14 protein-coding genes are annotated in these 13,792 nt (G+C 42.9%); 7 read left to right on the top strand and 7 right to left on the bottom strand.

Annotated elements, in window-relative coordinates; translation table 11 throughout:
- Positions 1 to 14 precede the first annotated feature (14 nt).
- From A7D14_RS12770 to A7D14_RS12780, 3 genes are read left to right on the top strand one after another with little or no spacing between them, the layout of a single operon-like run.
- Entirely contained in the window at positions 15 to 1,475 is a 1,461-nt protein-coding gene (locus A7D14_RS12770) for a phytoene desaturase family protein (protein WP_067035173.1), read from the top strand.
- Complete coding sequence (locus A7D14_RS12775) at positions 1,472 to 2,314, top strand: phytoene/squalene synthase family protein (RefSeq protein ID WP_067035175.1); 843 nt, start codon at positions 1,472 to 1,474, stop codon at positions 2,312 to 2,314. Before A7D14_RS12770 ends, A7D14_RS12775 begins: the two co-directional genes overlap by 4 nt.
- Positions 2,311 to 2,760 (top strand): sterol desaturase family protein, encoded by a 450-nt coding sequence (locus tag A7D14_RS12780; protein WP_067035178.1) that lies wholly within the window; start codon positions 2,311 to 2,313, stop codon positions 2,758 to 2,760. The genes A7D14_RS12775 and A7D14_RS12780 overlap by 4 nt, the downstream gene beginning before the upstream one ends.
- Before the next feature lie 232 nt (positions 2,761 to 2,992).
- Here A7D14_RS12780 and A7D14_RS12785 read toward each other — a convergent pair whose 3' ends face one another.
- The 6 genes from A7D14_RS12785 to A7D14_RS12810 all read right to left on the bottom strand — a co-directional run bounded on the left by A7D14_RS12785 (position 2,993) and on the right by A7D14_RS12810 (position 9,794).
- Complete coding sequence (locus A7D14_RS12785) at positions 2,993 to 3,553, bottom strand: TlpA family protein disulfide reductase (RefSeq protein WP_067035181.1); 561 nt, start codon at positions 3,551 to 3,553, stop codon at positions 2,993 to 2,995.
- A 5-nt stretch (positions 3,554 to 3,558) separates the two neighbouring features.
- Positions 3,559 to 4,119: a TlpA family protein disulfide reductase gene (locus A7D14_RS12790; RefSeq protein WP_083158093.1), complete on the bottom strand. Its 561-nt coding sequence runs from the start codon at positions 4,117 to 4,119 to the stop codon at positions 3,559 to 3,561.
- A 79-nt stretch (positions 4,120 to 4,198) separates the two neighbouring features.
- On the bottom strand, positions 4,199 to 6,466 hold the full coding sequence (locus A7D14_RS12795; protein ID WP_067035184.1) for an aconitate hydratase: 2,268 nt from the start codon (positions 6,464 to 6,466) through the stop codon (positions 4,199 to 4,201).
- 101 nt (positions 6,467 to 6,567) lie between these two features.
- On the bottom strand, positions 6,568 to 7,521 hold the full coding sequence (locus tag A7D14_RS12800; RefSeq protein WP_067035186.1) for an AAA family ATPase: 954 nt from the start codon (positions 7,519 to 7,521) through the stop codon (positions 6,568 to 6,570).
- Between the two features lie 4 nt (positions 7,522 to 7,525).
- On the bottom strand, positions 7,526 to 8,929 hold the full coding sequence (locus A7D14_RS12805) for a peptidylprolyl isomerase (protein ID WP_067035189.1): 1,404 nt from the start codon (positions 8,927 to 8,929) through the stop codon (positions 7,526 to 7,528).
- Entirely contained in the window at positions 8,913 to 9,794 is an 882-nt protein-coding gene (locus A7D14_RS12810; protein WP_067035192.1) for a peptidylprolyl isomerase, read from the bottom strand. The genes A7D14_RS12805 and A7D14_RS12810 overlap by 17 nt, the downstream gene beginning before the upstream one ends.
- 116 nt (positions 9,795 to 9,910) lie before the next feature.
- Here A7D14_RS12810 and A7D14_RS12815 point away from each other — a divergent pair, with 116 nt between their 5' ends.
- The 4 genes from A7D14_RS12815 to A7D14_RS12830 are packed head-to-tail and all read left to right on the top strand — an operon-like array spanning position 9,911 to position 12,283.
- On the top strand, positions 9,911 to 10,363 hold the full coding sequence (locus A7D14_RS12815; RefSeq protein WP_067035195.1) for an SRPBCC family protein: 453 nt from the start codon (positions 9,911 to 9,913) through the stop codon (positions 10,361 to 10,363).
- Positions 10,364 to 10,367: 4 nt separating this feature from the next.
- A complete protein-coding gene (locus A7D14_RS12820) occupies positions 10,368 to 10,625 on the top strand; it encodes a hypothetical protein (RefSeq protein WP_067035215.1) in 258 nt (85 codons plus the stop codon).
- Between the two features lie 39 nt (positions 10,626 to 10,664).
- Positions 10,665 to 11,777: a class A beta-lactamase-related serine hydrolase gene (locus A7D14_RS12825; RefSeq protein ID WP_255307454.1), complete on the top strand. Its 1,113-nt coding sequence runs from the start codon at positions 10,665 to 10,667 to the stop codon at positions 11,775 to 11,777.
- Complete coding sequence (locus A7D14_RS12830; RefSeq protein WP_067035200.1) at positions 11,774 to 12,283, top strand: SRPBCC domain-containing protein; 510 nt, start codon at positions 11,774 to 11,776, stop codon at positions 12,281 to 12,283. The genes A7D14_RS12825 and A7D14_RS12830 overlap by 4 nt, the downstream gene beginning before the upstream one ends.
- A 3-nt stretch (positions 12,284 to 12,286) precedes the next feature.
- On the opposite strand, the gene rimO is transcribed toward A7D14_RS12830, so the two are convergent.
- Entirely contained in the window at positions 12,287 to 13,594 is a 1,308-nt protein-coding gene (gene rimO / locus A7D14_RS12835; RefSeq protein ID WP_067035203.1) for a 30S ribosomal protein S12 methylthiotransferase RimO, read from the bottom strand.
- Between the last annotated feature and the right edge of the window lie 198 nt (positions 13,595 to 13,792).

Consider the following 13,792-nt stretch of genomic DNA (forward strand, 5'->3'; position numbering starts at 1 on the left):
TTGCTCAACTTACCATGAAAAAGGTCATCATTATTGGTTCCGGTTTTTCTTCCCTTTCCGCTTCTTGTTATTTGGCGAAGGCTGGTTTTGAGGTTGAAATTTTTGAAAAAAACAGTACGGTTGGCGGCAGGGCCCGGCAATTGACCAAGGATGGTTTCACCTTTGATATTGGGCCGAGCTGGTATTGGATGCCCGATATTTTTGACAAATTTTTCGCTGATTTTGGCAAAAAAACTTCGGACTACTATCAACTGGATAAGCTGAATCCGGCCTACAAAGTCTTCTTCAAGGACGACGTAGTGACCATTGGCGACTGCTTGGATAAAATATGCGAAGAGTTTGAACGGTTGGAACCGGGCAGTGGTGCCCATTTGAAAGACTTCATCGGGCAGGCCCAGGAAAACTATGACATTGCCATCAACAAAGTAGTCTTGCGCCCCGGCCTATCCCCTTTGGAACTGGTGACCAAGGAAACCGTTCTTCGGGTCGACCAATTTTTTAAAACGGTCAGTCAAGAGGTACGCAAACGCTTTAAAAACCCAAAATTGGTCTCCACTTTGGAGTTTCCAGTGCTTTTTTTGGGCGCAAAACCCAGCAATACCCCTTCATTTTACAACTTCATGAATTTTGCTGATTTTGGTTTGGGCACTTGGCATCCCAGGGGAGGCATGTATGAAATCATTAAGGCCATGAAAAGTCTGGCCAAAGAACTGGACGTTAAAATTCATGTGGACAGCCCTGCCAGTAAAATCATTGTATCGGACAAGGAAGTACTGGGCATCCGCAGCCATGGCAAAAACCATTTGGCGGATTATGTGGTGAGCGGAGCGGATTACCATCATTCCGAAACACTTTTGGATACAAAATACAGGCAGTATTCAGAAGCGTACTGGGAGAAAAAGACCTATGCCCCCTCCTCCCTCCTATTTTATATCGGGTTCAATAAAAAATTGGAAAACATAGAGCACCACAACCTCTTTTTTGACACCGATTTTGAAAAACATGCCCAAGAAATTTATGATGAGCCACAATGGCCTTCGGAACCTTTGTTCTATGCCAATTTCCCATCCGTGACCGATGCTTCCATGGCTCCAAATGGGTGCGAAACCGGTTTTTTTCTGGTGCCCATTGCCCCCGGATTGGAGGACACACCACAATTGCGCAAGCAATATTTTGACCTTATAATGGACCGATTTGAGAAAAGAACCCGCCAACATATCAAAGATTCCATTATATTTAGAGAAAGTTTCTGTGTAAACGATTTTGTTGAACAGTACAATTCCTATAAAGGAAATGCCTACGGTTTGGCCAATACACTACGGCAAACCGCTTTTTTAAGACCCAACCTCAAAAGTAGCAAGGTAAAGAACTTGTTCTTTACCGGTCAGCTTACCGTTCCCGGGCCAGGGGTGCCTCCAGCCCTTATCTCAGGCAAATTGGTATCTGATTTAATCATTAAAAAACTAAAAGGATGAAAACTATTTTTGACGATGTATCGTACAACTGCAGCAAGATTGTTACCCAATCTTACAGTACCTCTTTTGCCTTGGCCACCAAAATGCTTGCCCCATCCATTCGTGCCGACATTTACAACATTTACGGATTTGTCCGTTTTGCCGATGAAATCGTGGATACGTTCCATGATTACAACAAAGAACAACTTTTTAATGATTTTGAGAGTGATATGGAGCAAGCCATCGTTGACAAAATCAGTTTGAATCCCATTTTAAATTCCTTCCAGCACACGTATCACAAATATGATATTCCCCACCACTTGGTAGAATCCTTTATGAAGAGCATGCGGATGGATTTGACCAAAAAAAAGTATGAGACCTTCGATGAGTACAGGGAATACATTTATGGCTCTGCTGATGTTGTGGGGTTGATGTGCCTTTGTGTTTTTGTCAACGGAAACAAGGAAAAATATGAGGAACTCAAGGAATCTGCCATGGCGTTGGGCTCGGCTTTTCAAAAAGTGAACTTCCTCAGGGACTTGAAGGCCGATTACGAGGACCTGAACCGAACCTACTTCCCCAACACCAACCTAATGGAGCTGGATGAAGTTTCCAAAAAACGTATCGTGAATGAAATAAAAGCTGATTTTGCCATCGGGTACTCTGGCATCATAAAACTGCCCGAACAAGCCAAATTTGGAGTGTATACCGCTTATCGCTATTACAAGAAATTGCTCCATAAACTTCAGGGCACACCGCCCTTGGAAATAAAAAATGCCCGTATCCGTGTTCCCAACTACCAAAAATTTGGACTTTTGGCACAATCCTACCTAAATTATAAACTACAATTGGTACAATGAAAATAGCACTTTGGATAGGTATTTTTCTGGCCACATTCTGTTTCATGGAATTCATGGCATGGTTTACCCATAAATATGTAATGCACGGTTTTTTATGGACGCTCCACAAAGACCATCACAAAAAGGACCACGACTCTTGGTTTGAACGGAACGATGCCTTTTTCTTGTTCTACGCCGTTGTGAGCATGACCTTGTTCTTCTTGGGCAACTACACTTGGTTTTGGTACGGATGGCCATTGGGATTTGGCATATTGGCCTACGGTATCGCCTATTTTTTGGTGCACGATATTTTTATCCACCAACGATTTAAACTCTTTAGAAATGCCAACAATTGGTATGCCCGTGGTGTGCGCCGTGCCCATAAAATGCACCACAAACATCTGGGCAAAGAAGATGGTGAGTGCTTTGGGATGCTCTTTGTTCCCTTCAAGTATTTTAAAAAATAAACCCGTTGTACATTTTGAAACAACAATCTATTGGAAACTGCGTCATGCTGAACTCGTTTCAGCATCCCACCATATATTTTCATCCAATACTTATAAAATGTGACCCTGAAATAAACCTGCCTACCGGCCAGGCAGGTTCAGGGTGACGAAAACCTATGCTATTTTAACATCTTATGCCATAGTCAATAATAGTAAAGGTATTATAGATATGCACAACGGGTTAAAAAATAAGCTATTCCAAAAGAAGGCTGTCCAACAAAGTCCTTGTACGTTCTGAATTCCAATTGGCCGCACCTTTTTCATCCACCACAATGTTACCCGATCTGTCAATGATGTAAGTCGCGGGAATACTTTTGGAGAACAATTCGTTGGGCGTTTGTGAAGCTTCAAAATAAACCGGAAGGTGGTACCCTTTTTTCTCAAGAAAGGACGTAACCTTATCCCGTTCATCACTGGCCACAAAGGCAAAAACCACTTTATTGCCGTAATCTTCATATAATTCCACCAAGCTTGGAAGTTCAGCAACACAAGGTGGGCACCAAGTGGCCCAAAAATTGACCAATACCACTTCCCCTTTTTTGGATTGAAAATCCATTGGTTTTCCTTCTGAAGTAACCAAGCTCCAATGGTAATTCTTTAAGGATTTTTGCTCATCCACTTCTACCACATCGGCACTGGTGGCAATAATTTTGCTCACCAAAACCCGTAGATGAAACCCAACAGGGGTAAAGACGATCAAAATGATGGCCAAAATCCAAATTCCGTTGCTGATCTGTTCCTTGGAAAGTTTCATAAAAGCTATTCGGCGATCAATTCATCCAATAGTTCATAGAATTTTCGATTGCTCCAATCCGCTATTCCCTCTTTATGGACAACAATGTTCCCTGATTTATCAATAAGATATGAAGCAGGCACTTCATTGGGATTGATGGGCATTTTCTCCCCAATGATCAAGTAGGTGACCGGAAAGGTAAAACCGTGTTCCTCCATAAACGCTTCCACTGGAGGCCTTTCCTCATTGGAAATGATATAGAAATCCATCTTGCCCTTGTATGTGTCGTATAATTCTTGAATACTTTCGAGCTCCGCTTCACTGGGTAATCGCCAAGAAGCCCATAAATTGATGAACACCACATTCCCCTTGGATTTTTCAAAATTGAAAAAGTCCCAGTTTTCATCTTTCAATCGCCAATCGTAATCCGTGATTTTTTCCTGTTGGGATTCTTCAATCACCGGAGGTGAAAAAGCAAACAACCTATTCAAAAAAATCTTGCCATAATGACCCAAAGGGGTTACAAAAAAAGAGAGTACAAAAAGCATCAACAGAATATTAAGTACGGTCTTTTTACTGATTTTCATTCTTGGGGATTAGGTTACAATTAAAAACTCCTGATATTTTGACAATATCAGGAGTTTTATTCAATAATCTTAAAAAAATTTATGCATTCTCTTTTTTGATAACGTTCAAAGCAGAACCTTCCTTGAACCATTTGATCTGCGCATCATTGTACGAATGATTTGCTTCAATGGTATCCTTGCCGCCATCAGCATGGACAACCTCAATGGTCAAAGGCTTGTCTGGAGCAAACGCATCAATATCCAAGAAATTGAAGGTATCATCCTCCTGAATGAGCTCATAATCGTTCTCATTGGCAAAGGTCAAGGCCAACATACCCTGTTTTTTCAGGTTGGTCTCATGGATCCTTGCAAATGATTTTACCAAAACTGCCGCCACACCCAAATGTCTGGGCTGCATCGCCGCATGCTCTCTGGAAGATCCCTCACCATAGTTATGGTCTCCCACAACAATGGTTTTGACCCCTGCTTTTTTGTAGGCTCTTTGTGCGTCGGGCACACCTTCGTACTCGCCTGACAATTGATTTTTAACAAAGTTGGTCTTCTGGTTGAACGCATTCACCGCACCGATCAAGGTGTTGTTGGCGATGTTATCCAAATGCCCCCTAAAACGTAACCAAGGTCCAGCCATTGAAATATGGTCTGTGGTACATTTGCCAAAGGCCTTGATCAACAGTTTCATGCCTTGCAGACTAGCTGGGGTGATGGGCTCAAATGGTTCCAACAACTGCAATCGCTCAGAATCTGGAGCAACCGCTACCTCAACACCACTTCCATCTTCAACGGGATCCACATAACCATTGTCCTTCACCTCAAAACCTTTTGGAGGCAATTCCCATCCTGTTGGCTCATCCAACATCACTTCTTCCCCATCTTCATTGATCAGTTTGTCCGTCAGCGGGTTAAAGTCCAGACGACCAGCAATGGCAATCGCAGCCGTCATTTCCGGTGAAGCCACAAACGCATGCGTATTGGGGTTACCATCTGCCCGCTTTGCAAAGTTACGGTTGAAGGAATGCACAATACTGTTCTTTGGTGCGTTCTTTGGGTCTTTATAGCGACCCCATTGGCCAATACAAGGTCCACAGGCATTGGTGAAAATCTTGGCATCCAATTTTTCAAATATTTCAAGGATACCGTCACGTTCTGTGGTATATCTTACTTGTTCCGAACCTGGGTTTATACCAAATTCAGCCTTTGTTTTCAATTTTTTGTCCAAAGCTTGTTGGGCAATGGATGATGCTCTCGATAAATCTTCATAGGAAGAGTTGGTACAAGATCCTATCAATCCCCACTCTACGGCCAAGGGCCAACCATTTTTCTCGGCCTTTTCCTTCATGGTACCGACTTCCGTGGCCAAATCGGGAGTAAAGGGACCGTTAAGCAATGGCTTTAATTCAGATAAATTGATTTCAATAACCTGATCAAAATATTGTTCTGGGTTTGCATAAACTTCTGGATCAGCGGTCAAGTGTTCTTTTATTTTGTTGGCCTCATCGGCAACATCTGCCCTATCGGTTGCCCTCAGGTAGCGCTCCATGGACTCGTCGTAACCAAAAGTTGAGGTTGTTGCGCCAATTTCGGCACCCATGTTACAGATGGTTCCTTTACCGGTACAGGACATTGAGGTGGCTCCTGGGCCAAAATATTCCACAATGGCTCCTGTTCCTCCTTTTACGGTAAGAATCTCGGCAACCTTCAAGATAACATCCTTGGGGGCTGTCCACCCAGATAGCTTTCCAGTCAATTTCACTCCAATCAGCTTAGGAAACTTCAATTCCCAAGCCATTCCGGCCATTACATCCACAGCATCAGCACCACCAACACCAATGGCCACCATTCCCAATCCACCTGCATTTACGGTATGTGAATCGGTTCCTATCATCATACCTCCCGGAAATGCATAATTCTCCAAAACCACCTGGTGGATGATCCCGGCACCTGGTTTCCAGAACCCAATGCCATATTTATTCGATACGGATCCCAAGAAGTCAAAAACTTCCTTGCTGGTCTCGTTGGCATGTTTTAAATCTGATGCGGCTCCATCCTTGGCCAAGATCAAGTGATCACAATGCACTGTGGTTGGCACGGCCACTTTATCCTTACCGGCTTGCATAAATTGCAACAACGCCATTTGTGCTGTAGCATCTTGGCAGGCTATTCTATCTGGGGCAAAATCAACATAATCCTTTCCTCTTATAAATTCCTTGGTGGGCATTCCATCCCATAAATGTGAATACAATATTTTTTCAGCAAGGGTAAGGGGTTTTCCCACCAATTCACGGGCTTTGTCCACACGCTCAGCCATGGAAGCATAGACGCCCTTAATCATGTCAATATCAAATGCCATTCTACAATCGGGTTTTAAGATTTTAGTAATTTGGTAAATTTACTAAAATACCTACGAATTCTGAATTAGAATTGCCCTAAATAGTATGTAAGATTTGATATTTACAACAATTCTGAGATAATCCTTTCCTCAGAAATTCCTTCGGCCTCTGCCTTGTAGTTTTTTAGAATTCTGTGTCGAAGGATTCCCAGCGATACTGCCTTTACATCTTCAATATCGGGAGAAAATTTTCCATGAATGGCGGCATGGGCCTTTGCGGCAAGTATAAGATTTTGTGATGCCCTTGGACCTGCACCCCAATCCACATACGTATTGACAAAATCTGATGTGCCTTTCTGGCCTGGGCGGGTACTATTGACCAATCTCACGGTATAATCCACCACATTGTCCGGTACAGGAATTCTCCGCACCAAATGCTGGACGTCTATGATCTCATCCGCGGTGAACAAGGTGTCCAATTCCACCTCTACATCTGAGGTGGTGGATTTTACCACTTGGATTTCCTCCTCAATGGACGGATACTCCAGCTCAATAGCGAACATAAATCGGTCCAACTGTGCCTCTGGCAAGGGATAGGTTCCTTCCTGTTCAATAGGGTTTTGGGTGGCCAACACAAAATAAGGACGGTTGAGCTTGTGCTGTTTTCCCGCAATGGTCACGGCCCTTTCCTGCATGGCCTCCAAAAGCGCAGCTTGGGTCTTTGGCGGTGTCCTGTTGATCTCATCGGCCAAAATAATGTTTCCAAAAACGGGTCCCATGATAAACTTAAAATTCCTGTTTTGGTCCAAGACCTCACTCCCAAGAATATCACTGGGCATTAGATCTGGGGTAAACTGAATCCGTTTAAAATCGAGCCCCAACGTTTGTGCAATGGTATTGACCATTAAGGTTTTTGCCAAACCGGGAACACCGATCAACAACGAATGTCCGCCCGTGTAAATGGAAAGTAATATTTGCTCAATTACCTTTTCTTGGCCCACAATGACCTTGGCAATCTCGTTTTTTAAGGCTTGGTGTTTTTTTACAAGATTCTCAACAGCTGTAACGTCTGACATGTATTTACTCCTTTACCCAATTGTTTGCAAAATCGCAGTCCTTGTTTTCGGTGTTTACGTGGATATAGGTGTCCTCTATATGTTCATCCATCCATTTTTTGATGGCCTTGAACTGCTTTTCCCTGAGGGCCAATTCTTGGATTTTGAGATAGTCTTTTGCAAAATCGGCCTTATGCTCATCAAAACGATTGGATATTTTCATGATCTTGAACTTGGGCGCCCCTCCCCGCGGATCATCCTCACGGATGGGTTTTGATATTTCGCCGTCCTTTATGTTCCGCACTTGATTGTAGAGTGTGGGATCCATCTTGGTCAATTCAAAACGGGAATCAAAATTAATGGGGTTTCTTAGGAGGCCACCGTCAAACTTGGTCTCTTTTTCATCTGAAAAATTCAAGGCAGCCTCTGCGAAAGTGTATTTTCCATCAATAATTTGCTGACGGATGGTATCCAACTCCTGTACTGCTTTGTCAATGGCTTCTTTAGGAATTTCAGGTATCAACAGAATATGGCGCAAGTCCAGTTCCTGTCCCCTAATTTTTTCAATATAGATAATGTGATACCCAAAATCTGTTTCAAAAGGCTCTGAAATTTCACCTTCCTGAAGACTGAAGGCAACGTCCTTAAATTCTTTTACAAAGGGAGTTTCCCGGGTCATGCTGTAAAATCCTCCCTTAGATTTTGAACCGGGATCTTGGGAATACAGAATGGCCTTAACATTAAAGCTGGCATCATTTTCCAATACATCCTGCCTAATTTCCTTCAATTGGTTGATGACTTTCTGCTTTTCTTCATCGCTTGCTTTTGGTTGTTTCACAATCTGTGCAATTTCCAATTCTGCACCAAAAACAGGTCTTTCATCTTCTGGAATTTTATTGAAAAACTGACGCACTTCTTCCGGGGTCACCTCAATTTCCTCAACAATCTTGGTCTGCATCTTTTCTGAGAGCATCCGTAGTTTGTTGATTTCAAAAAGCTCTTGTCTAAAGCTTTCCATGTCTGGCTTGTTGTAGTACTTCAGCATTTTCTCCACACTTCCAATTTGTTGGGTGAGCTGCTGAATCTGTCCATCGCTCTGTGCGTTCACTTGATCATCGGAAACCAGCAAACTATCTTGCACCGCTTGGTGCGCATACAACCGGTCTTCCATTAATTTTCCCAAAAGGCTGCAACGGGTTATATCTTGTGTTGATGCACCCTGACTTTTCAAATCGATCAACGTTTTGTCTATGTCCGATTCCAAAATCACATAATCACCGATAACCGCTGCAATACCATCCAATTTTACTTTATTGGAGGTGCTTGTGGAATCTGTGGATGCCATGGATTCATCCAAATCTTGTGCTTGTACAATACCACCGACAACAAAAAGTGCCATGGCCCATACCATTCTATTTATTTTTTTCATAAACCTCAAATTCTTTCTTCTTAATAGCTTCATCTATAATTTCGGTTTCAAGTTTTTTTACATAATCCAACCTTCGCCTGTTCAAGATCAATTGTCGTATATCGGGAGCTATGTATTCAAAGGGAGCCGTGTCATTGACTTCCAACACATTGGTCACCATTCCCAAATATACCTCTAACGAATCTTGTAGCTCAAAAAATTGTGATTTTTTTAAGTAGTCCCCTTCATTTGCAGGTGTTAAGGGCGGGATTTCTTCAATGACCCTGGAGGCACTCACCCAAATGGAATCATTGAAGTGCATTTTTTTGAACTGCACGGCAATGGAGTCCAAATACTTTTTATCGCTTTGCTTCCAGTCCCTGATTCGGGCCTTTACCTGATCCTTGTCCAAAAACTGTTCGGGCATGCCCACAAAACGTAGCTGTACAAGTTTTTCGTTGAGCTTAAAATTTTCTTTTTCCCGTTCGTAGTATTGCTGGAGCTGGGAATTGGTCACAGCCGTATCCTGCGCTTGGAGCACCAAGGCCTCAATATAGGCCCTTGTGTACAAATCTGCACGGTAATTGGACACCAAGCGGTCAAACTCTGCCAATTTCTCTTCCGGCAAATTTATTTTGGATTTGGACAACAGCAATTGTTTGGAAGCCCAGTTGTTGATATAATCGGTCACAAACAACGTACTGTCCTGTTCAGACATGTCATCACTTATAAGAGAAGCAATGTCATCTTTATACAAGTACGTGTCCCCAACCCTGGCAAGAGGTTCCTTCTCCTCCTCTTTATTGAAAAGGCCCTCGCAGGATGAAACCAACAGAGCACCTATGAGGCAAAGTAGGAGAAGACTATTTTTTTGGAGCTTAAGCATTTCGCAAAAATAACAATTACAACATCCCAAACAAGCAGGTTCCTTTCTCATTAACAGATTTTTAGTAGGCCGTACCATCAAAGAAATTGTTACATTAGTACCAAACCACTCCAAAAATGAAGTACACTACGGAAATTGTTGTTGACCTCCCGCGTGATGAATTTATTAAGAAACTAGATAACCCAGAGAACATGAAACACTGGCAGCGTGGGCTTATGGGCTACGAACAACTTTCAAAAAATCCCGGTCAGGAAGGTGCCCAGATGAGCCTTAGCTTTAAAATGGGAAATCGGAAAATGGATATGGTGGAGACCATCATGAAGCGCAACCTTCCAGAAGAAATGCATACCACCTACGACACCAAAGGCGTGCACAACATCCAAAAAAACTATTTTAAAGAGGAGGATGGAAAAACCCGGTGGATTTCGGAAAGCGAATTTCAGTTTTCAGGTTTTGGCATGAAATTGATGGGCCTTTTGATGCCAGGTGCATTTAAAAAACAGTCCAAGAAGTATATGGAAGATTTTAAGGCATTTGCCGAAAACGGCACCTCAGTTGAACATCTTTGATCCCATGGAAAAGACCTTAGATCGAAAAATTAAAATAATCTGGGACTTTAGAGGTCCCGGTGCGGCCAATATCGCGGAACACTACCAAAAGCACCTTGAAGAGTTTGTAATGATAGAAGAGCTGAAGTTCGATATTACGGGAGTTGAACATTACAGCCCAACGCACAGCACTGCTTTTCTTGTGGTGGCGGAGTTTGAACTAAAAGAGGTAAAAGAACTCCTAAAGCCGCACAGGGGCGAAATTTATATTGAAGAACACTAAACGAATCCAAAATTTATCATGTGGGGCAGATTTCTATTTTTGGGATTGATTATTTTCACTGTTTCCTGCGGTGGTGTCAGTTACAAAGACCCGTTGGAAAAAGCGCTCAGTTCCAAAAACCCATTGATCACAAGGGTAATGGAGAACCTAAAGGCACATGAGCTGCAAATACGGTACACCCAAATAGACCGAAGGAACGATAGCATTATTTTTACCGATTTTGATTTTCAGGTAAACAAGGACAACTATTTTTATCCGGCCAGCACGGCAAAATTTCCCGTGGCCGTGGCCACTCTTGAAAAACTCAATGCCATTGATTCCCTTTCCATGCATACCCGATTTTATGTGGAAGGAGATTCTGTGGAAACCACTTTTGCCCAGGCCATCTCGGAAATCTTTGCGGTTTCGGACAATGCCGCCAACAACCGATTGATTGAATTTTTGGGTCAGGACGACCTCAACCAACGCATGCGGAAGAGAGGAGTGCAACCCATCCGAATTGCCCATAGACTGTCTGCGCCAAATGGTGATGACGTGACCACCAAGCCCTTGGTCATTTATTTGAACGATTCCACAACCGTTCTCAGCAAACCCATCATCAACACACCTGCCAAACCCTTGCAATTGCGTAAAATCAAAAAAGGAAAAGGATATTATGAAGATGATTCTCCACAAAAAGGACCCTTTGATTTTTCCCTGAAGAACTATTTCCCCATCCAATCCCAAAATGCCCTCCTAAAACGCATCATTTTTCCCCAAGCTTTCCCCAAAGAGCAGCAATTTGACCTAAAGGATGAACAACGCAGTTTTTTGTTGGAGGCCATGCACACCCTTCCAGCTAAGTTGGGGTACGACCCCGAGGAATATTACGACAGCTATGTGAAATTTTTCATGTTCGGGGATATGTACGACCCTATGCCCGAACACATCAAAATATATAATAAGGTAGGTTATGCCTACGGCACCCTAACCGATTGTGCCTATATCCACGACACCAAAAACAATATCGATTTTATGATCAATGCTACCATTTTGGTGAACAGCAACGAGGTTTTTAACGATGACAATTATGATTATGATGAAGTGGGCATTCCTTTTTTGGCACAGTTGGGGCGAGAATTGTATGAGTATGAATTAAAACGAAAACGATGAGCAAGTTGACTTTTGACAATTTTACCAAAAAGATTTTCATTAAAGCGCCCAAAGAAAAACTCTATTGGTGCTGGGGCACTTCCGAAGGGATTGCATCCTGGTTTTTGAGTGAAGCCATTTATACTTCAAACGGCAAACAGCGAGAACCTGATGAGAACATTCAAGCGGGTGATGACTACATCTGGAGATGGCACAATTGGGATGGGCAGGAAACGGGAAAAGTGCTTCAGGCCAACGGAACGGATTTTTTGGAGATTTCCTTTGCCAACAGCAAGGTTTCTGTCAGTCTGGAAGACCACGGCAATGCTGTACTCCTAATCTTGAAGCAACATGAAATTCCAACGGATGAGGATAGTAAGTTGAACATCCATTATGGTTGCAGCAACGGTTGGACCTTTTGGCTGGCCAACCTAAAAGCCTATTTGGAGCATGGGATTTTGCTCAACGAAACGGAGTTCGACCTGCGCAATATCCCATTATCTGGATTTGAATTTGTGAATATGTAAACCTTATTTAGGGGCTGGAATGCCGTACAAATCAAAATCAGAAGCCTCCGTAATTTCAATCTGGGTGAAATCGCCAATTTTCACATAGTGCTTGGCCGCATCAATGAGCACTTCGTTGTCCACATCCGGGGAATCGAATTCCGTGCGGCCTACAAAGTAGTTTCCTTCTTTTCGGTCTATGATACAGCGAAATGTCTTTCCAATTTTCTCTTGATTGAGTTCCCAGGAAATCTGCGATTGTATCTCCATGATCTCGTTGGCGCGTTGCTGTTTTACTTCTTCGGGAACATCATCTTCCAAGGAATAGGCATGGGTATTTTCTTCATGGCTGTAGGTGAAGCAGCCCAAACGTTCAAATCGCATTTCCTTCACCCAATTTTTCAGGGTCTGGAAATCTTCCTCCGTTTCTCCGGGATAGCCCACAATCAAGGTGGTACGGATGGTCATTTCGGGAACGACTGCCCTGAAATCCTGTAACAACTTGGTGGTTTTGGCCTGTGTTGTTCCCCTCCGCATGCTTTTTAGAATGGCATTTGAAATATGTTGTAAAGGAATATCAATATAATTGCAGACTTTGGGTTCGTTCCGCATTACCTCCAACACATCCATTGGAAATCCGGTTGGAAAAGCATAGTGCAGGCGAATCCATTCAATCCCCTCCACCTTGACCAAATTTTGGAGCAATTCGGCCAAATTCCGTTTTTTGTAGAGGTCCAGACCATAATAGGTCAGGTCTTGGGCAATCAAAATCAGTTCTTTAACTCCTTTTGCGGCCAATTTTTCTGATTCAGCCACCAATTCTTCAATGGGTTTGCTCTTGTGCTTGCCCCGCATCAACGGAATGGCACAAAACGAACAGGGACGGTCACAGCCTTCGGCAATTTTTAGATAGGCATAATTTTTTGGGGTGGTCGTTAAGCGTTCGCCCAGCAATTCATGTTTGTAATCGGCGCCCAATGCTTTCAAGAGATTGGGCAAGTCACTGGTGCCAAAATATTCGTCCACATTGGGAATTTCCTGTTGCAGGTCGGGTTTATAGCGTTCACTGAGACATCCGGTCACAAAAACCTTGTCCACTTCGCCTGCTTCCTTCTTTTGCACATATTCCAAAATGGTGTTCACGCTTTCTTCCTTGGCATTGGCGATAAAACCGCAGGTATTGATCACTACCACATTGCCCTCCTCCTCATGGACCACTTCTTTGTTGTTGGCACGCAATTGCCCCATCAACACTTCGGAGTCGTAGACATTTTTGCTACAACCCAAGGTCACCACATTGATTTTGTTCTTCTTCAGTGATTTTGTCCGCATAGTTGCTATAAATGGTCTGCAAAAATACAATAAGGCAGGGCATTCGATGGATTTATGGGAATATATTATTCATTGCAGCCTTAAAAAGGATTGTTCAAAAAACAAAATATGGACATTTACATGGATTATATTCCATTTTGGGAATATATAAACGTATTTTACATTTATACAAACACGTTGTACGCAAGCATAAAATAC

Origin of the sequence: Allomuricauda sp. CP2A (assembly GCF_001683915.1) — a bacterium.
GTDB lineage: Bacteria > Bacteroidota > Bacteroidia > Flavobacteriales > Flavobacteriaceae > Flagellimonas.